The sequence below is a fragment of the Geminocystis sp. CENA526 genome, from assembly GCF_050753365.1.
Classification (GTDB): Bacteria; Cyanobacteriota; Cyanobacteriia; order Cyanobacteriales; family Cyanobacteriaceae; genus Geminocystis.
Genome location: NZ_JBLZFY010000079.1, coordinates 1 through 19,420 on the forward strand (window position 1 = coordinate 1; position 19,420 = coordinate 19,420).

The 19,420-nt window shown below is 36.2% G+C and carries 18 protein-coding genes and 1 other RNA gene; 4 read left to right on the forward strand and 15 right to left on the reverse strand.

Annotated elements, in window-relative coordinates; all coding sequences use genetic code 11:
* Positions 1 to 448: 448 nt before the first annotated feature.
* The 6 genes from nusB to ACN4EE_RS17045 form a co-directional block, all read right to left on the reverse strand.
* A complete protein-coding gene (gene nusB, locus ACN4EE_RS17020; RefSeq protein WP_431707658.1) occupies positions 449 to 1,075 on the reverse strand; it encodes a transcription antitermination factor NusB in 627 nt (208 codons plus the stop codon).
* Positions 1,076 to 1,188: 113 nt separating this feature from the next.
* Positions 1,189 to 1,443, reverse strand: coding sequence for a CRR7 family NDH-1 assembly protein (locus ACN4EE_RS17025; RefSeq protein WP_431707659.1), 255 nt, complete (start codon positions 1,441 to 1,443; stop codon positions 1,189 to 1,191).
* Positions 1,444 to 1,465: 22 nt separating this feature from the next.
* Complete coding sequence (locus ACN4EE_RS17030) at positions 1,466 to 2,038, reverse strand: hypothetical protein (RefSeq protein ID WP_431707660.1); 573 nt, start codon at positions 2,036 to 2,038, stop codon at positions 1,466 to 1,468.
* A gap of 173 nt (positions 2,039 to 2,211) precedes the next feature.
* Entirely contained in the window at positions 2,212 to 3,117 is a 906-nt protein-coding gene (locus ACN4EE_RS17035) for an alpha/beta fold hydrolase (protein WP_431707661.1), read from the reverse strand.
* Between the two features lie 93 nt (positions 3,118 to 3,210).
* Positions 3,211 to 3,483: a hypothetical protein gene (locus ACN4EE_RS17040; RefSeq protein WP_431707662.1), complete on the reverse strand. Its 273-nt coding sequence runs from the start codon at positions 3,481 to 3,483 to the stop codon at positions 3,211 to 3,213.
* A gap of 49 nt (positions 3,484 to 3,532) precedes the next feature.
* The gene (locus ACN4EE_RS17045) at positions 3,533 to 3,976 is read right to left on the reverse strand and encodes an SRPBCC family protein (RefSeq protein ID WP_431707663.1); all 444 of its coding nucleotides are present in this window, start codon (positions 3,974 to 3,976) and stop codon (positions 3,533 to 3,535) included.
* 784 nt (positions 3,977 to 4,760) lie between these two features.
* On the opposite strand from ACN4EE_RS17045, the gene ACN4EE_RS17050 reads away from it, so the two are divergent.
* Both ACN4EE_RS17050 and ACN4EE_RS17055 read left to right on the forward strand, forming a co-directional pair.
* Positions 4,761 to 5,018 (forward strand): glutaredoxin family protein, encoded by a 258-nt coding sequence (locus ACN4EE_RS17050; protein WP_431707664.1) that lies wholly within the window; start codon positions 4,761 to 4,763, stop codon positions 5,016 to 5,018.
* Between the two features lie 41 nt (positions 5,019 to 5,059).
* Positions 5,060 to 6,544, forward strand: a complete 1,485-nt coding sequence (locus ACN4EE_RS17055) for a UDP-N-acetylmuramoyl-L-alanyl-D-glutamate--2,6-diaminopimelate ligase (RefSeq protein ID WP_431707665.1) — start codon at positions 5,060 to 5,062, stop codon at positions 6,542 to 6,544.
* 250 nt (positions 6,545 to 6,794) lie between these two features.
* On the opposite strand, the gene ppsA is transcribed toward ACN4EE_RS17055, so the two are convergent.
* Entirely contained in the window at positions 6,795 to 9,305 is a 2,511-nt protein-coding gene (gene ppsA / locus ACN4EE_RS17060; RefSeq protein WP_431707666.1) for a phosphoenolpyruvate synthase, read from the reverse strand.
* Positions 9,306 to 9,912: 607 nt separating this feature from the next.
* Between ppsA and ACN4EE_RS17065 the strand changes: the two genes are divergently transcribed.
* Entirely contained in the window at positions 9,913 to 10,302 is a 390-nt protein-coding gene (locus ACN4EE_RS17065) for a DUF309 domain-containing protein (RefSeq protein WP_431707667.1), read from the forward strand.
* Positions 10,303 to 10,322: 20 nt separating this feature from the next.
* On the opposite strand, the gene ACN4EE_RS17070 is transcribed toward ACN4EE_RS17065, so the two are convergent.
* From ACN4EE_RS17070 to ACN4EE_RS17105, 8 genes are all read right to left on the reverse strand, one after another.
* Positions 10,323 to 11,081 (reverse strand): hypothetical protein, encoded by a 759-nt coding sequence (locus ACN4EE_RS17070; protein ID WP_431707668.1) that lies wholly within the window; start codon positions 11,079 to 11,081, stop codon positions 10,323 to 10,325.
* A 199-nt stretch (positions 11,082 to 11,280) separates the two neighbouring features.
* On the reverse strand, positions 11,281 to 12,027 hold the full coding sequence (locus ACN4EE_RS17075) for an LbetaH domain-containing protein (RefSeq protein WP_431707669.1): 747 nt from the start codon (positions 12,025 to 12,027) through the stop codon (positions 11,281 to 11,283).
* 116 nt (positions 12,028 to 12,143) lie between these two features.
* Positions 12,144 to 14,084 (reverse strand): ribulose bisphosphate carboxylase small subunit, encoded by a 1,941-nt coding sequence (locus ACN4EE_RS17080; RefSeq protein WP_431707670.1) that lies wholly within the window; start codon positions 14,082 to 14,084, stop codon positions 12,144 to 12,146.
* Positions 14,085 to 14,261: 177 nt separating this feature from the next.
* Positions 14,262 to 14,570 carry a EutN/CcmL family microcompartment protein gene (locus ACN4EE_RS17085; RefSeq protein WP_431707671.1) on the reverse strand — a complete coding sequence of 103 codons (309 nt, stop codon included), beginning with the start codon at positions 14,568 to 14,570 and terminating at the stop codon, positions 14,262 to 14,264.
* A gap of 15 nt (positions 14,571 to 14,585) precedes the next feature.
* Positions 14,586 to 14,924, reverse strand: a complete 339-nt coding sequence (locus ACN4EE_RS17090; protein ID WP_431707672.1) for a carbon dioxide-concentrating mechanism protein CcmK — start codon at positions 14,922 to 14,924, stop codon at positions 14,586 to 14,588.
* A 110-nt stretch (positions 14,925 to 15,034) separates the two neighbouring features.
* Positions 15,035 to 15,346 carry a carbon dioxide-concentrating mechanism protein CcmK gene (locus ACN4EE_RS17095; protein WP_431707673.1) on the reverse strand — a complete coding sequence of 104 codons (312 nt, stop codon included), beginning with the start codon at positions 15,344 to 15,346 and terminating at the stop codon, positions 15,035 to 15,037.
* 438 nt (positions 15,347 to 15,784) lie between these two features.
* An RNA gene (gene rnpB / locus ACN4EE_RS17100) (RNase P RNA component class A) lies at positions 15,785 to 16,156 on the reverse strand.
* 129 nt (positions 16,157 to 16,285) lie between these two features.
* Entirely contained in the window at positions 16,286 to 17,050 is a 765-nt protein-coding gene (locus ACN4EE_RS17105) for an LmeA family phospholipid-binding protein (RefSeq protein WP_431707675.1), read from the reverse strand.
* Positions 17,051 to 17,416: 366 nt separating this feature from the next.
* On the opposite strand from ACN4EE_RS17105, the gene ACN4EE_RS17110 reads away from it, so the two are divergent.
* Positions 17,417 to 19,306 (forward strand): protein kinase domain-containing protein, encoded by a 1,890-nt coding sequence (locus ACN4EE_RS17110; protein WP_431707674.1) that lies wholly within the window; start codon positions 17,417 to 17,419, stop codon positions 19,304 to 19,306.
* Positions 19,307 to 19,420: the final 114 nt, after the last annotated feature.

The window sequence follows — 19,420 nt, forward strand, 5'->3', positions numbered from 1 at the left end:
AGTAATAAGTAATGAGTTTTGATAATTTACTATTAAAAATTGATTATTTCAAGATTTATTATTATTCCTTGAAATTTGAAGGTAAAAAATCCCCCTAATACTAGGGTGTTCAAAATGTTGATGATTACGATGTAATTTCTCACTCAAATATTATCTTAGATTCACAGCCAATATTATCGATCGACTTGAAAAAGTGTAGGAAAATATTTTTATAGATTTGGCTTCTTTTCAACACCCTACCCTAATACCCTAATACCCTAACACCCTAACACTTTTTCAGAAGATACTTTGAAACAGCCCTGCCTTAAACAAAGGGGGAACTTATTTTCAATTTCTCACGAATGATTTAGGATTGCTATAGTTAATAGTTAATAGTTAATAGTTAATAGTTTTTAATTCTTAATTCTGATTTATTCAGCAAACCCTACCTTACTTCCACACTTACATTCTACAGTTTAAGTCGATCGCTCACTTTACGCAACACCCCGTTAATAAAGCGATAACCCTCATCATCAGAATAAGTTTTTGCAATCTCGATCGATTCATTGATAGCTACTTTATGCTCTATATTTAAGAAAGCCATTTCTGCCACTGCCAAGCGCAAAATATTGGCATCAATGTGAGTCAGACGATTTAATGTCCAATCTACCATTACTTCATTTAATAGGGTTTCTATTTCTTCCTTACGTCTATCCACTGTGCCAATTAATTCTAAAGCATATTCTCTCACTTCGTGTTGTCGTGATAATTGTACAAACTCAGGAATTTCTATAATATTACCAATGCGATTAATAGCTTTTTGGGTTAAGGCGATAGAATCTTTCAGCATCATTCTAGCACTACCTAAATTAGTCGCCCTTGTTTCACTTTTAAACACTAAATCATTGCTACGATTTAATTCATCTGAAGCGGTTTCGATCGTACTTTCAATTTCTAGGGTTAAGGTACGAATTGCACCTAGTATGAGATCATTAATTTCAATTTCTTCTAAATTATCGGATTTTACCTTAATTTGACTCAAACTAAGTAACGCTAAAATTCTAGCAGTTCTTCGAGGTTGTTGACGAATGGACATTTTATTCAATTCACAGTGAGCAACATAATATTATACCTCAATTCAACATCAAATTAATGCCCTGATTTTCTCGTTAGCAATAAAACATAGTGAGAATTTTCCTGATTTTATTTTTATTTTTCCCAACGAACAACGTACCATTGTAGATAATGATCATCGTCTAGGTTAAATTCACAGTAATTATTGAGTAAATATTGTGCCTGTTGTGAGGGAGTACTAAATTTGGTTATATCTGAGGGTAAATCAGACTGACTAGCCAACAGTATCTCTAGTTTGATTAGTAATTCCGATTCTGTCATTAATTGTTCTTCTTTGTTAGTTTCTAAAACTACATAACCGTCTTGTTGATACATGATGGAGTCAGCCATAAATTAATCCCTTTTTCCATTACTATTTTTTTTCTTCTTCTAAATTAACTTCTTTTCCTTCCGAAATGTCGATCGCTTTTTGTAAATCTCGATTATATTTATCTATACTATCCACACTTTCTTCTAATTGTTCTCCTATAGTAGCTTTTTTATTTGTTCCAGTAGCATCTTCTGTCACTGTCTCATCTTGATTATTTTCTTCATTAGCTTGTTTTTGCTGTAATTTTTTCAGCTTGTCTAAAAAACCACCTTTTTTGAGTTGTGCGCCACTATTTGCCTCAGTGTCTTCGGGAAACCAACCAGCTACTATATTTTGCCCATTTTGCCACCAACTAGGAATATGGGGAAATGCCATCACCATTAAAACAACACCGACTAAAGTAGAAACAATCATTTGTAAATTTTGAGACTCAGATTCTTTCTTTTGAATATGCTGAAATTTTTGATGTTGTTTTTTTTGCCATTGTTGCTTTACTTCTTGAATGTTTTTTTGCTCTTCCTCTACGGAATTATCCCACACTGAAGGGGCATTTAAGGCTTGTGATTGTAGCCTTTCTGTCCGCTTTGACCAATTTTGAAAGCGATTATTAGCCATGATTTTTTACTCAGTATTGATTAATGTAGGAGTTTTTATTGTCTCATGGTCATTATAGATCAAATCTCAGTAGATTTACCACAAAATACAGCTAATATTTTATATTCAGTAAGCTAATTTGCCTTAGACATCTGCAATAATAGCGATTTTAAGGGCTGAAGCCTAGTAAACAATTAAAAATCTTTTCTGGAAAAGTCTAGTGAAAAACTCAGAAGATGATTAGCCGTTATTTCAGCTTGTTCTAAGTGTGGCACATGACCACAATTTTTGATCCAAATTAGTTTATTATCTGGTATTAATTCTTCAAATTGAGGTGCTGGTTTTATCCCTAAAATTTTGTCATTTTCACCCCAAATAGTGAGGCAAGGTTGTTTAATATTTTCCAATACATGGGCAAATGAGCCATAACCACCGCTTTTAGTGAAGGCAATTAGGGCTTTATTCCAATGCTCACATTCTAAGTGTAAACCGGCACAAGTTAAAGCGTCTTGGGAAGCAAAAGTTCGATCGAAATAGGCGGTTTCACTAATACTCTGTCTTACCTTTAAATTGCGTAAAAATTCTGTAGCTAAAAATCCTAAAGGGGGAAACAAAAATTTGCCGATAATTGGTGGTTTAATTAATCCGCCACTATCGAGTAAAACTAATTTGGCTACCGCTTCGGGATAGCATAGACAAAAATCTATGGCTGAAGCTCCTCCCATAGACGCACCTACAAGAATCATCGGTTGTTGAATCATCTTGAGCCAAAATTGGTATAGGTGTTGTTTAATGGTTTCAGGAGAATATTCGATCGAACCTTGACGTTGAGTAAAACCGAATCCGAGTAAGTCTAAAGCCCAAACTTGATGATTTTGAGTTAAAAACGGTAATAAACGGCGAAATTCTAGTAATGAACTATCAAAACCGTGTAATAAGACGATAGGGGGTTGTTTTTCCCCTACTACCACATAACTTGTGTTGATAGGAGAGGAAGAAAAATCGACTTCAACGGGAGTAAATTGAATCTGTTGAAAAAGGTTAATAGATGAAGATTCTGTGAGGTTTTTAGCTCGATCGAGGACTTTGTTTGATAACATTAAGGCGTAATGAAAAAACTATTAATAAGCTAGGACTCATCTAAGTTTACTGATAAAGACAGGCAAAAGGCAACAGGCAAGAGGCATACTAAATTATTTTTTTCTTTCCACTTCCTCAATAACTTTATCAGTTTTTTTATTGTTATATTTATTGTTTTCTAATATATCATCTCTAAAAGCCCCGACAAGGACACTATTAATAGTATTTCGTGTATTAGCACTAAAGTTATTTAAAGGAGAAGGTAAAAACTTATCTCCATAGGCAATAAAAACAATCATATAAACGGGGAATAATTGAACTAGCTTAATCCCAATATTCTTCAACAATCCCCCAAAACCATTGAAAAATTTAATATTAACGTTCATTTTAGTACTACTTAATATAAGGGTTTTCTATTCTTAGGGTAGCAAAAAATTAAGACTTATTTTGTACTTTAAGAGCATAATTTTTAAATCTATTTAAGTCGGCTTGAATCGTTGACTCCACAATTTGCCCTAAAAATAAGTTATCCATTAAGGCTAAGATACCGGGTACATCATAGGCGATCGTAAGTCTAACAATACTACTTCCATGTCGATCGTAAAAACGTACAGCACCTTTATTGGGTAAACCATCCACCGATTCCCATTGAATAATTTGATTAGTTTCTAGCTTAACGATACGAGACAACCAACTAAATTCAAAACCGCCACTAGCTAACTTCCAACGAGATAAATCTGGATCATCTGGTAAAATTTTCACAGAGTCAATCCATTTCATCCAACGGGGCATTTGTTCTAAATCTGACCATAAACTCCATACTAAGTCAATGGGTACATCAACTTCAACTTGTACGCTATGTTCTAACCACTTACTCATTAATGATACCTAAAATTATCTATATACCAATAATAAACAATCAATAGTGAATAGTGAATAGACTCCTCCAAAAATTTATAACCATTATAATAGTTCGATCGAACTCCCCCAAAAACTCGATCGCATCTTCTCAAATAGAAATACTGTGGGTTGGCAAATATCAATGAGTGATTTCTGCAAGGGCATTATTAATAACCTTATGAAAGGCAAAAGGCAACAAAAATGTAAGTTATTTTAATTAATTTGGCTCTTCTACAGTAGCTATGATATTTTAGTAATAAATAATCGTCAAAAGTGTTTATATATAATAGGTTTAGGATTTTTAAAATGCAAATATTATAAATTTACAGTTTTAATTTAACCTAACACTTGTCACCTGATACCTGACACCCTTTTCGATTAATTTATCATACTCAAAGTAAGAGAGCCATATTTTATTTTCTCATCTATTAGTCGTTTTACACTTAACTTATAAACGTTCTGATATTTGTTCGATCAAAAAATATATTTGTGCTATTTACGATAAAATAGAATTAACCATACTTATTGATTCGGACTTAACTAACATAAAATTTCTAACTTTATAATTTATAAAAATTTGATTATTTTAACTGTGCTATATTAGTTATTTATTACACACTCAGACCAAATAAATAGAGTCTGCTAAAAAAGTCTTTTTATAAAGGCAGGGAAGAGGAAAGAGGGAAAAGGGAAGAGTTTTTATAGTTTTCAGATTTATTCAGCAAACCCTAAATAAGTTTAAAATCTCGATCAAAATAACAAAATGAAATTAATTTTATATAGTAAAGAAGGGTGTCATTTATGCGAAGGATTAGAGGAAAAATTAAGGGAAATAACAGAGATTCCTTTAGAATTAGAAATTAGAGATATTACTACGAATAATCAATGGTGGGAAATGTATCAATATGAAATTCCTGTGCTGTTTTTAGCCACCGAAACAGGAGAAACATTTATTCCTCGTATTTCCCCTCGTGTTTCTGTCTCTCAATTAACGAAAATTTTACAAAAATATCATAAATAGCTGTTACTATATTGGGTAAATTTGCCATCGGAGTTGTGATTATGCAGTTAAGTCAATTATTGTCCAATATCCCTAATCTTAATGTTACCCCTGATCATCCTAACTTAAGTCAAGAAGTAAAAGGCATTACGACTAATTCCCATGCCTGTATCCCCGGTGATGTTTTTATCGGGATGCCCGGCACAAGGGTTGATGGTGGTGAGTTTTGGCAAAGCGCTTTAAAAGAAGGCTCGATCGCAACTATAATTAGTAAAGAAGCCTCTGTAAAAATTCCTCCAACACCCAAGGATTGCGTCATAGTCAGCGATGATGTGGTTAGTGTGTGTGCTGATATTGCTTGTAAATATTATGATTATCCCACTCAGTCTTTAAGTATGGTGGGAGTGACTGGCACAAATGGTAAAACTACCACGACTCATTTAATCGAATTTTTCTTACATCAAGCCCAAAAACCTACGGCATTATTCGGCACTTTATACGCCCGTTGGCAAGGTTATCAAAAAACCGCTACCCATACAACTCCTTTTTCGGTGGATTTACAACATCAACTCGCCGAAGCGGTGAAGGCTGGAAATGAATATGCAGTTATGGAAGTAAGCTCTCATGCTTTATCGCAAAAACGAGTCAGGGGTTGTCAGTTTGATGTGGCTGTATTTACTAATTTAACTCAAGATCATCTCGACTATCACAAAGATATGGAGGATTATTTTTCGGCGAAGGCGTTGTTATTTAGTGCTGATTATTTGCAGGGTACTGCTATCATTAACTATGATGATGCCTATGGTCAAAGATTAATCAAGTCTCTCCCCGCTGATAAAGTTTGGACTTATAGCGTTACTAACTCCGAAGCTGATTTATACACCAGTGATTTAACCTATCAAGCAAATGGGGTTAAGGGTTTATTGCATACTCCCGAAGGTTCGATCGAATTTACATCCCCTTTAGTGGGACAATTTAATCTAGCCAACTTATTAGCTAGTGTGGGTGCGGTGTTAAAGTTGGGAGTGAGTTTAGAAGTGATAACCGCTAGTTTACCTGATTTTGTTGGTGTGCCGGGGCGCATGGAAAGAGTTACTGTCAATGTTGAACAAAAAATCAACGTCATTGTTGACTATGCACACACTCCTGACAGTTTAGAAAATCTCCTCAAGGCGGCACGTCCTTTCATTTCTGGTAAAATGATTTGTGTGTTTGGTTGTGGAGGCGATCGAGATCGTACTAAACGCCCTATCATGGGTAAAATTGCCGCCGAGTTAGCAGATATTGCCGTAGTGACTTCCGATAACCCTCGCACAGAAAATCCTGAGCAAATTTTAGCAGATGTTTTAGCAGGGATTCCCCAAGATATTAAACCTATTGTACAGGTCGATCGAGCTTTGGCGATCAAAATTGCGATCGAAATGGCACAAAAAGGCGATGGAGTTTTAATAGCAGGAAAAGGGCATGAAGATTATCAAATTTTAGGCACAGAAAAAATCCATTTTGACGATCGAGAAGAAGCCCGAAAAGTACTAGAATCTTTATAGAAAATTAAGAATTAAGAATTAAGAATTAAGAATTAAGAATGAAAAAAAGCAAAAAAATAAGAGTAATAGGAAATGTAGGGGTTTAATATATTAAACCCAACCCCATCAAAAAATCACTGTTTTAACCTTCCCAATCAGGACATTTTTCGTCATCCCAACCAAAAGATGAATCTTTACAAAAAATCCCTCTGTTTCGAGGGATGGTTTAATTTTTGATGTTGGGTTTGATTACCTCAACCCAACCTACGGGTTATTTGTTTGCGTCTAGTCTTTCTTCTAATTTGGCAATATCGAGTAAGGTTTTTAGTAAGGAATCAGGGTTTAAACTCATGGAGTCAATGCCTAATTCCACTAAGAAACGGGCAAATTCAGGGTAATCACTGGGCGCTTGTCCACAAATACCGATTTTACGGTTATTGCGTTTCGCTTTTTCAATTACCATGCGCACCATATCCTTAACTGCGTCGTTGCGTTCATCGAAAATGTGTGCTACTAATGAGGAATCTCGATCGAGCCCTAATGTTAACTGAGTTAGATCGTTTGAACCAATGGAGAAACCGTCAAAGATTTCGCTATATTGATCCGCTAAAATAACGTTACTAGGAATCTCACACATTACATAGACTTGTAAGCCATTTTCACCCCGTTTTAAGCCATGTTTTTCCATCTCTGCTAATACTCGACGACCTTCATAAGGAGTGCGACAGAAAGGAATCATAGGAATTACGTTAGTTAAACCCATTTCGTCACGAACTCGTTTAAGGGCTTTACACTCTAAACCATAGGCTTCACGGTATTTTTCATCGTAGTAACGAGACGCACCACGCCAACCAATCATGGGGTTTTCTTCTTTTGGTTCAAAGTCTGCACCACCTAACAAGTTAGCATACTCGTTAGATTTGAAGTCAGACATCCTTACTACCACTGGATTGGGATAGAAAGCGGCTGCGATCGTACCTACCCCCTGAGCAACTTTATCCACAAAGAAATCAGCTTTATTTTGATAGCCTAACGTTAATTCCGCAATCTCTTTTTTAACGGATTCATCGGTTAATTCATCGTATTTCATCAACGCTAAAGGATGCGCTTTGATGTGATTAGCAATAATGAACTCTAAACGGGCTAAACCAACGCCATCGCAAGGAATAGAGGCTAATTTGAAGGCTTCTTCGGGATTACCCACATTCATCAAGATTTTGGTGCGAGTTTTGGGTAAATTGTCTAGTTGAGTTTCAATGATGTCGAAGGGTACTAAACCAGAATATACTCGTCCTTCTTCTCCTTCCGAACAAGATACCGTAATATCTTGACCAGTTTTTAGTAACCCTGTAGCGTTACCACAACCAACGATGGCAGGAATACCCATTTCACGGGCGATAATTGCGGCGTGACACGTCCTACCCCCTTGATTAGTGACGATCGCACTAGCTTTTTTCATAATCGGTTCCCAATCGGGATCGGTTTTGTTGGTAACGAGTACTTCACCAGCTTTAAACTCACCAATTTTATGAACATCAAGGATAACACGAGCTTGACCTTGACCGATCATTTCACCTACAGCACGACCTGTAACAAGTATTTCACTTGTACCTTTTAGTTTATAGTCACGGAGGACACTACCTGATTTTTGTGATTGTACCGTCTCTGGACGGGCTTGTACGATGAATAATTGACCTGTTTGACCATCTTTTGCCCATTCAATGTCCATGGGGCTATTTTGACCCCGTTTTTCGCTGTAATGATCTTCGATAATACAAGCCCAACGAGCCAGAGTTAAGGCTTCTTCATCGGTGATGGAGTATTGCAGACGCTCGGATTCAGACACGGGAACGTTTTTAACCTGTTTTCCACCGCCTAAATCGTAAACCATTTTAATCTCTTTCGAGCCGAGGCGTTTATTTAAAATGGGTTTAAAACCTTGTTGTAGGGTGGGTTTGAAGACGAAAAATTCATCGGGATTAACAGCACCTTGTACCACGTTTTCACCCAAGCCATAGGCGGAAGTGACGAAGGCGGCATCTTTAAAGCCTGTTTCGGTGTCGATACTAAACATAACACCTGACGATGCTAAGTCCGATCGAACCATTTTTTGTACACCCACTGACAAAGCTACTTCAAAGTGATCAAAGTTTTTTACTGTACGATATGATATAGCTCGATCGGTGAAAATGGAAGCGAAACATTTATGACAAGCATCTAAAACATTTTTGACACCGTGTACATTAAGATAGGTTTCTTGTTGCCCTGCAAAACTAGCGTCGGGTAAGTCTTCGGCTGTCGCGCTCGATCGAACTGCCACATCAGTATCATAGGAGCAACTACGCAAACGCATCATTTCTTCTTCGTCATCGGTAGTGCAGAGATTCGGATTATTACCGTAACGTTGACAAAGTTTAAAATAAGCCTCAGAAATAGCTAAATTTAACTCTTTGGGGAAGGGAGTATTCAACACTAAAGCTCGTGCTTGTCTGCCCACTGCTTGTAAATTAGGCAAATCTTCCACATCTAAGTTAGCAAAAATCTTGCGTAGTTGATCTTCCAACCCTGCTTTTTTGACAAAGTAGCGATAAGCGTAAGCAGTGGTGGCGAATCCTGTAGGTACATTAACACCTTTTGCTGTTAACTGTTGAATCATTTCCCCAAGGGAAGCATTTTTACCCCCTACCATCGGCACATCTTCGATACCCACTTCTTCAAACCAGAGAACAAATTTTTCTTGTTTGGTTGTGGTTTCAATTTTTTCTGGAGCAGTACTTATCATAATAATTAATCTCCTTAATTATATAATCTCAAACAGCCTAGAAAATAGGGAGTAAACCTTATCGTAATTTGGGAAAGTAATTTTTAACTTAATGTTTGTTTAAGATTCAGATTTTTGGGCAAACAAATATTAAGAAAAACAAAAGATTACCCCAACTAAATCTTAATTATATTTTTCGACAAAACTGTTTTTAATTCTTGGTTAAAAATCCTACAGTTAATATAAAACGAGAAAAATTAAGATCAAGTGAATATTTTTTTTATTTCTCGGACTGTTTTTTTTTTCTTTAAAATTACTTATCTGAATCTAATTTTATTAAAGCAGATATTATGACGGGATCATTTTTTTTGATAGAAAACTTAATGAATCTTTGCAAAGGTTAAAACAAAGGGGATCGTCAATTATTAAGAGGAGAGACAGGTGGACAGATAGAAGAGGGAGGGGGAGGAGGGGGAGGAGGAAAAGTTAATTAATTATAAAACTTAGTAAGGTATAATTTGAGTTTATCAAAAACCATTGTTGTTTTTTGCCTTTTGCCTTTTGCCTATCTCCATCATTATCTTTTATTCCCTTACTCAATATAACTATAAGTGATCAATTACTGAAAATGAACAAATTTTTAAAGAAAGGGATAGATGAGTTTAATCGACAGGAATTTTACGCTTGTCACGATACTTTAGAAGAAATCTGGATGGATTCGATCGAACCTGATAAGACATTTTATCAGGGAATTTTACAAATATCTGTCGGTTGTTATCATTTAAGTAATGGTAACTGGAAAGGAGCAGTAATTTTATTAGGAGAAGGTTTAAGAAAATTAGTTGAATATGAACCCGACTATCGCAATGTTGACGTTAGTACATTGACTGAAAATAGCTATGAATTATTAACTACTTTACAGCAAATTAATCCCCAAGAAGTGAAAGAATTTTATCACAAATTAATCAATTATCAATTAGAAAATAATTTAACTTTTCCCCAAATTAAGACTATATAAATTGCTAAAATATTTTATTATCACGAAGTAAAATTTAACTCACGAAAATATGTCACTAACTTTTTCAAGGATTCTGTTTCTATATTGTTTTTTAATACTTCTTCCATGGCTCGATCGAACACTTCCCCTTGCCCTAAAATTCTTAACCAGAGAGTTTCTTTATTTACTGGTAATCGATCTATAATGATAAATGCCGTTAAAAAAGCAGGAGGAAAATAATAAATTCCGAAGGCGTTATTTTGTTTATTTTCTATTACAAATTCTGTTAAAGTTTCTTGAGAAATACTTGGGGTTAAAATCCATAATTGAGGTAATTCAGACTTTGATAACTGCTTTTTTTTTGCCCTAGAAAAACGATCTAATTCTCTGTCCATTTCTATTAATTTCCTCAAACTATTTAAGACTTCTTCAGAAGTAAGAGAATTATGATAATATTCAAATAAAGCTCTAGTTTTTAGGAGTTTTTTTAATAGATGATTCCCTTTAATCGATCGATTTGCCACAACCCATAAATCAATCTCTGTATTAGTGGGAGTGGTTATACTTCTTCCAGCTTCTATATCACCATAAGTCGATAAAAACTCCACCAGATAATCTTTTTTAAACTGCTCAATTACAGAAATTTCCTTGACTTCTTCCTCCTCCTCAATTTCTTCTGCTAACTTAAAATCTGGACATATATAAGCTAGTCCAATATAATCGGGTGCTACTGCGCAAAAATCAGCTTGATAATAACGACAGAAACCGCAAGTTTTGCTTCTAAATTCACTTAATAACATAATAATAATCAAAGATTTTTAATTGCTTAGTGGGCGTTGAATATTATTCAATCTGTGAAAGGTTTTAATTCTTCATTTCTCAATTTATTTATCATTTTATCACTACACTAAAAGTTGTGCATCATCTTAAAAAATATAGGATTTTGAGATTCCTCAACAAGCTCGGAATGACAGAATATCCTTATCAGTTTCGATCGAACTATCGGTTTTTGCGCTCAGGAAATAGGGTAAATAATAATTTATTAATATAAACTTGTCCCACTACGGTATTAACTTGAGGCGGATTATCTTCGGTAATGTCATTATTAAGAACTTCGGCAGAGTTATCAACATTTTCTGACACTTTTTCTTCAGAAGTAAATTCTATTTCTTTTTCTATAATATCTTCTTCTATTTTTTGATTTTCAGTAGTGTTTAAATCTTCGTTTTGAGTCTCGTTTTTCTCCCCATTGATACTATCTAAATTCGTAGCAAAACCGTTCTTAATACCGTCAATAATGGTTTGAGTATGGGCATTGAGGGGAGGTGAAGAATTACTTTCTTCTTGTTTGATTTGCGAAACAGAGCTATTATTATCCCTTTTTAATTCTACTTGGCGCGATCGATCTCCGATAATTGTACCTGCTGGAATCACCGTTAAGGGTTCAATATCAGTATTATAAATAGTTACGGAAGCCCCTAAAGAAACTTGAGCACCAACGACACAGCTACCGAAAATTAAACTACCCGAACCTAAAATCGTATTTTCTCTAATTTCAATATCACCGTCATAAGCTGTAATAATCGTTCCCATACCTAAGCAAACCCCCGAAGCGAGGATTATTTTATGCCCAAAAGTGGCATTCAAAATCACCCCAGAGGCAATCATCACACTACGATCGATCGTGACATCTCCCCTTATTTGGGTGGTATCTATAGTACTAGGTTGAAGAATAGGTAGAGACATTTACTAACAAGTAATGGAGACAAGTGGACAGGTGGAATAGGGGGACTAGGGGACTAAAGGACTTTTGCCTTTTTTCATTACTTATTACTCATTACTTATTACTTATTACTTAGTTATTACGGTCTTTGAATGATGGTTTCTAAAACACGGCGTTTTGCTTGGGTATCAATACCGATTAAACGGACATACTCCCCACTGTGTTCTTGAAGACAACCTTGTAAAGCCGAAATTACTTGACTTTCATTGTTGCTGTCAATAGGAGAACAACTTTGCCAAGATTTGGTTTTAAAACGACGGGCATCGGCGTGTTCAGTACCAATACGATAACCTTGAGTTAACAACGATCGAACTTGAGCTAAAGTATTCGCATCTAAAGAACTATGACCATTTGAACTAGCGGTATAAGCAGAAGCACTTGCACCGTTATTAGTACTAACAGGAGTAGCTGAATTAGTTTGCCCTGGGCGTTGAATAATCATCTCTAATACTCGGCGTTTAGCGTTACTATCCACACCGATTAAGCGTACATACTCCCCAGCGTGATCTTGCACACAAGCCTGTAACGCAGAAATAACTTGACTTTCGCTCTTGGCTTGTATGGGAGCGCAACTTTGCCAAGATTTGGTTTTAAAACGGCGCACATCTGCGTGTTCTGTGCCTATTTGATACCCTTGAGATAAGAGACTGCGAACCTGTGCGATCGCCTCAGCACTCAAAGAGCTATTAACAACTCCTACACTACCATTAGAACTAGGCTTATAAGCACCATTACTGCTAATAGATGTAGTGGAATCTCCGGGGCGTTGAATAATTACCTGAGATACACGACGTTTAGCTTGAGGATCAACTCCGACTAATTGTACATAGTTACCGCTTAAATCCGCTAAATAGCCTTGAATAGTGGCAATAGCTTCATTGACAGAGCTAGTTTTAACACTAGGTGCAGTTAACCAAGATTTAGTTTTGAAACGACGAGCATCGGCGTATTCTATCCCAATGGTATAACCACCTTGAATTAAAGAGCGAATTTCGTTAGCTAAATCACTATTACCGTTACTTACGGGAGCATGACCATTGCTATTTACAGAAGCAGTATTACCATTACTAGCTTGTACAGGTGCAGGTACATCGTTAGGACGTTGAATAATTACTTCTGCTACACGGCGTTTGGCTTGAGGATCAACCCCAATTAAACGTACATATTCACCACTACATTCATTTAATATATTGCCTAATTCTGCTAAGATGGCGCTTTCGTGGGTGGCGTTTAAAGGCACACTTAACCAAGATTTTGTTTTAAAGCGACGGGTGTTCGCTCTTTCTAAACCTAGGGTACAACCTTGTCTTAACAGCGATCGAACCTGATTAATTATATCTGTATTTAAACTCATATTAGTTACTGATTGATAACCATTAGTTTGATTTTGGGTTGGGGATGCCATGGGAGTAATTTCTTCCCTGACGGCATTTATACAAGCATTATTTTGAGCACAGTGATAACCGGCCGCTAATGCTTCGTTAATATGGACAACATGGGCGGCAAATTCTCGGTCTTCGGGTTGTACATCGGGCAATCGATCGGCTTGTTGCTGATTAGTAATTACTGCTCCAGAGGGGACATATTTTCCCGCAGGAATTTCTACATCTTGGATCAGCGCGTGCATCATTACGATACAACCATCTCCAACTCTGGCATTAAATACGGTCGATCGAAAACCAATAAAACAGTTATTACCTACATAAGCAGGACCATGAATCAAAGCCAAGTGAGTGATACAAGAATCTTCCCCAATCCAAACGGAATAATCTTGACCATCATCACCTTGAACTCTACCCTGTTCTAAACCGTGAATTACTACCCCATCCTGAATATTACTACCATCTCCGATATGAAAAGGAGTACCTTCATCGGCACGAATGGAAGTACCGGGGGCAATTAAAACATTTGCTCCCACCTTCACATCTCCAATTAAATTAGAGAAGGAATGAACATAAGCACTATCATCCACCCTTGGCTCTGCTAAATTTCTTGACCAAGGAGTCGGTGGAGCCGCCATAATGGGGACGCTCACTATAAACCTCCACAATAAATTATTTTTTTAAATCTTTTTAGGACATCTATTAGGATATGGATAATATCTTGAATAAGTACTACTTTATTCCTAATTTGTCCTTAGAGATTGACATTGTTCTAGTTTTTTTACAGATTAAAATAAAAATACTAAATAGAGTATTTAATACATTCTTTCTGCATCTTTCTTGCTATAAAGCAGATCCGATGTTGTTGTCACAGTATCGATAATGCCCACCACCATAGCATCTACAGGACGTTCTTCATGGCCAGTTTCTTTACGAGCAGAACTGCCACGAGTGACAAGCACCCATTCGTTTATTCCTGCTCCAACGGTATCTCCAGCCACCTCATAATTAGGTAACACATTACCATCAGCATCTAAAAATTGTACTAATAATAACTTGACACCTGTTAAAGTCCGTGATTTGTGAGTACTTACGACAGTACCGCACACTTTGGCAATTTGCATTATGTTTATTCCTGATTAAGGTCTGCCCAAAGGACGAGGATTGATACTTTCTCTGAACTGTTCTACTTCTTCGGTATAGCGAATAGGCAATACATATTCGAGGTTTTCGTGGGGACGAGCGATAATGTGGTGAGATAAAACTTGACCACCTTTAACACGCTTAACATTTTCAATACCTGCGCTAACAGAGGCTTGTACTTCAGATACATCACCACGAACGATAACAGTAACACGACCGCTACCAATTTTTTCATAACCAACTAAGGTTACACGAGCCGCTTTCACCATAGCATCGGCGGCTTCCACTACGGCGGGAAACCCTAGGGTTTCAACCATTCCTACTGCAATTGACATATTTTTTGGGGTTATTTTATGGAAAATTTATAAATCAATAATCGAGAGTACTTATCTCTAAATTTTGAAGGTTAATTTCAGTCCTTTGTAAGACTGATGACTAATTAATTTTAATAACTACGGAATTGTTCTACTTCTTCGGTGTAACGAATAGGTAACACATATTCGAGGTTTTCGTGAGGACGAGCAATGATATGGGTAGAAAGAACTTCTCCTCCGCTTACTCTGTTGGCTGATTCAATACCAGCAGCGATCGAGGCTTGTACTTCAGAGACATCACCACGAATAATAACGGTGACACGACCACTACCAATTTTTTCATAACCAACGAGGGTTACACGAGCGGCTTTCACCATAGCATCCGCCGCTTCTACTACTGCTGGAAACCCAAGGGTTTCGATCATTCCTACTGCAATTGACATTTTATTTTTTCCTTTAATACACTAAATTTACTTAAAATTGACACGGAAGTCCCCTATAAAAAGTTCTAAATTTACTCCCCAAAAATTGCTAAAAAAATTTAGTTAATCTGAGAATATCTGAGTATTTTTACTTTTTATTTTTTTTAGAGACGATCGAGCAAGATATTTTTCAATCTATCTACAATAAGCATAAACAAGCATGGTACGTTTGACAAGATAAATCTCTATGATATTTATTAATCTTTTTCTTAACCATTCTTAATGATTAAAAACCAAAAAGTTTAAAGCATAGAAAATAACAAATGGTTTTTAATTTTACTATTTTTTTTTGTCAATGAATACTGGTGTAAAAGACTCGATCGAATAGTTTTTACAAATTTTTTTTAATGGAGATTGCTTCGTGTCTCGCAATGACAAAATAAGTTGATTCTATAAAAAAAAAGAGAGTAAGGAGTAAGCCGGGTTCTGTTCCTTTAGTAAACTAAAGGGGTAGTTATCTATCTGGGATAATTATTACTAATTACCTCAAGCGGTACACCGAAGACGGAATCGGGAAAAGATCAACCGTAATTCCTCCGACCTTGCTCCCCACCGGGGTTTACCGAGCCAGTACCTCTCGATACTGCTGGTGCGCTCTTACCGCACCTTTGCACCCTTACCCAAAAATGGGCGGTATTTTTCTGTGGCACTATCCTCACGCTCGCGCGCACTGGGCGTTACCCAGCAAGTTTGATCTTTTGGGAGCCCGGACTTTCCTCAAACTAAACCTCACAGGAAAAAGTTTAATTTGCAACTACCGCTCTTACTCTCTTTGTCTTTTTATCCTACCATGAATCGTTAATTTCAATTTAAGGAATCCTGAAAATGCTTTTGTTTCGGGGAATAGGCAGATAGGAAGAAGAAAACAACAAAATTTTTTAATTCTTAATTCTTAATTCTTTAGATTTTTCTTTGGGGAAAATGACTGATTTCTGCTGTGCCGTAAAACACAAATTCTTTATCTTTAATTCTAGCTCGATCGACCCTTAAACAAGTACCATCTAAGGCAAATTTATCTAAATCTAAAAGGTTATTGACATGATTAATAAGAGCTTGACCTAATAAATTGGCTTCATTATTACCCTGATATTGAGGATTAGTAAATTGAATTTTTGTTCTACCTTGTACCTCTAAATTAGCCCCAATATTAATACTAATTATCTCTTGATTATTTCCTATGCGTATATCTGCTTTAATAGTTAAAGATTTATCTTCATTAATCGTAATTTGGGTATTGTGAAAATGGAGAGGTTGCCCTTGATATTCAAGTCTTTGTAATTTTTCCACAATGAAGGGAGTATTAAAAGAAGTGGTTAAATCTTCCTCCGTCAAAATGATTCTTAAAGAGGCTTGAGTGGGTTGTCTTAACTTCACCTTACCGCTAAAAATAGCACTGAAATCGATGGAAACCGCTTGGAGATATAATTCCATCCCCTCGATTCTCAAGCCATTATACATTAACATTCCATTACCGAAAAAGTCGAAACCGTCAATACTTCCTTGTAAAAGTTTAGCTACAGGCTCAACTCTAAGATTGGCTTGTAATTTGCCAGTTTTTTTAAATAAGGCGGCGATGGCGGTGGTGATAGCCTTACTTACGATTTGATCTCCACTTTGTCCCGAAAACGGTATATTACCAAACACAATTATTTCGATCGTCCTGATTTGCTTTTACAATTAGCTATCTTAACATTAAGAAATATTAAAAATTGTAAAATTAAGTTAAGAAGTGTCTAAGTTTATTAATTCGATCGATAATTATGGTACTGAGAAAATTTTATTAATTTCAAAATATACAATAGTTTTGGAGTTATTGGGTTGTAGCATAGTGTTTGCAATGCGTGTTTTTTGTGCCTGATTTTTGAGCAACACTATTCCTGATTCCCTTTGTCAATCAGTAAACTTAGATGCAAACTAGCTTACGACAAATTAAAAGTACCAATATTCTCACTTAATCGCTAAGATAGGTAATCAATAAATATATTCTGATTATTCACCATCGATCGAACCTCATACCAATCTTTTGCTCAAATGGAATCTTTAATTGCTGGACGTTATCAAATAGTTAATACTTTAGCTCAAGGAGGCTTTGGAGAGACTTTTTTAGCTAGAGATACTCATATGCCTTCTCAACGGTTAATTGTAATCAAACGCCTCAAACCCATTGATTCTAACCATCGAGTCTCTGCCGATGTGATTGAAGATTTATTCCGTAAAGAAGCACAAGTATTAGAAGATTTAGGGCAACATTGCACAGAAATTCCTACCCTATACGCTTATTTTGTGGATAACGATCGATTTTACCTAGTACAAGAATATATTGAGGGCAAAAGTTTAGCGGAATTAGGGAGAGTTGACTCAAAACAATGCTTAGAGATATTGTCATCATTATTGAAAACCTTGCAATATATCCATAGCAAAAAAATTATTCATCGAGACATCAAGCCCGAAAATATCATCCTTCGCAGTCGAGACAATAAACCCGTCTTAATTGATTTTGGTGCAGTCAAAGAAACAATGGGAACAGTTGCCCTCGGTTCAGGATCGATGGTAAGTTCTGTTATAGTTGGTACAAGGGGATTTATGCCTCCTGAGCAAAGTACTGGACGTACAATTTACAGTAGCGACTTATTTGCTTTAGGGCTAACCATGATCTATAGTTTAACAGGAAAATACCCCATCGAATTTCCTAGTAATTCTTTAAATGGTCAACTAGAATGGGCTGAATATGCTCCTAATTTAGATCGTTTATTAAAAACTGTACTAGATAAAGCCACTAAAATTGATCTCAGTCAGCGTTATACCACAGCAGAACAAATGTACCAAGACTTATATTTAAGTGCTGTTAACACCGTTGCCGTTATTCCTCAACGTCATAAAAATATGCCACAAACTACGGGCATAGAAGCCCCCACCGTTGCGGTAACAAGAGATCAAATATATCAATCTCCTCAATTATTCACTCCGACTAAGCCTCGTTATAATCCTCCTCCTCAACCCATGCCCCAAAAAAGTTATACTCCGAGTACAAATTATTCATCTAGTTATAGTTCTCCAAGTGTATCACAATCAAGTTCTATTAATCAGCCCGTTTCTCCGAAAAGATACACCCCTCAAAAGGTTTCTACTCCTAGCTATGAAGACAGCAATATTGAGGAAAATAAGAATAATTGGCTACCCCTAATTTTAACTGCCATTATTGCGGGGGTTTTGGTATCTGTGGGATTTGTTTTTGTGACTTATATTCAACAAACTCAAGCGGAATTAGCTAATATTGAACGAGAAAAACTGGAAACTGAAGCTAGATTAGCACAAGAACGACAAAAATTAGAAGAAGAAGCTACTAGACGTTTAGAAGCGGAAAGACAACGGCAAAGGGCAGAATCTGAAAGGATTAGAGCCGAACAGTTGAGACGAGAAGCGGAAGAAAAAGCCCGAAATGAAACGACAACTCAACCTGTTGTTGATAACAATAATTCTACTTCCGATTCTGAGACAGTGACTAATGAGGAATCGAATCCAGAGTTAAATCCAGAGGGAGAAATCGTCACGGAGGAAACCGTTAATAATGATACTTCTTCAGTTGTTATTAGTAAGGATGATGCGATTGCCACAGTACAAAAACTATACAACTTAGTGTCTAATAGACAATATGATCAAGCTAGAACTATTTTCGCTAACCCCGATAATTTAGATCCTAGTTTTTTCAGTCGATTTAGTCGAATCACGGTGGAAAATTTACAAGTAGTTCAGGAGGATGAAACATCAGTGACTTTAGTAGGCAAGAATACTTATTATTATCCTGATGGCACAAAACAAACAGAAGAAAGAAGTTTTACTGTCATAAAAGTAGATGATTCTTTAAAAGTTATCAATTCAAAGTTTATTAGAGTTATTGAAGGGAGAAACAAAAAAAATTAGCTTAAACGGCGAGAAGCCCCACACTTTGTTTTCGAGTAAAAAAAATAATTAAAACAAGTGTGGGATGAATCGCCAGTGACGTGATAAAATAACTATAGGTTAACCACCTCAACC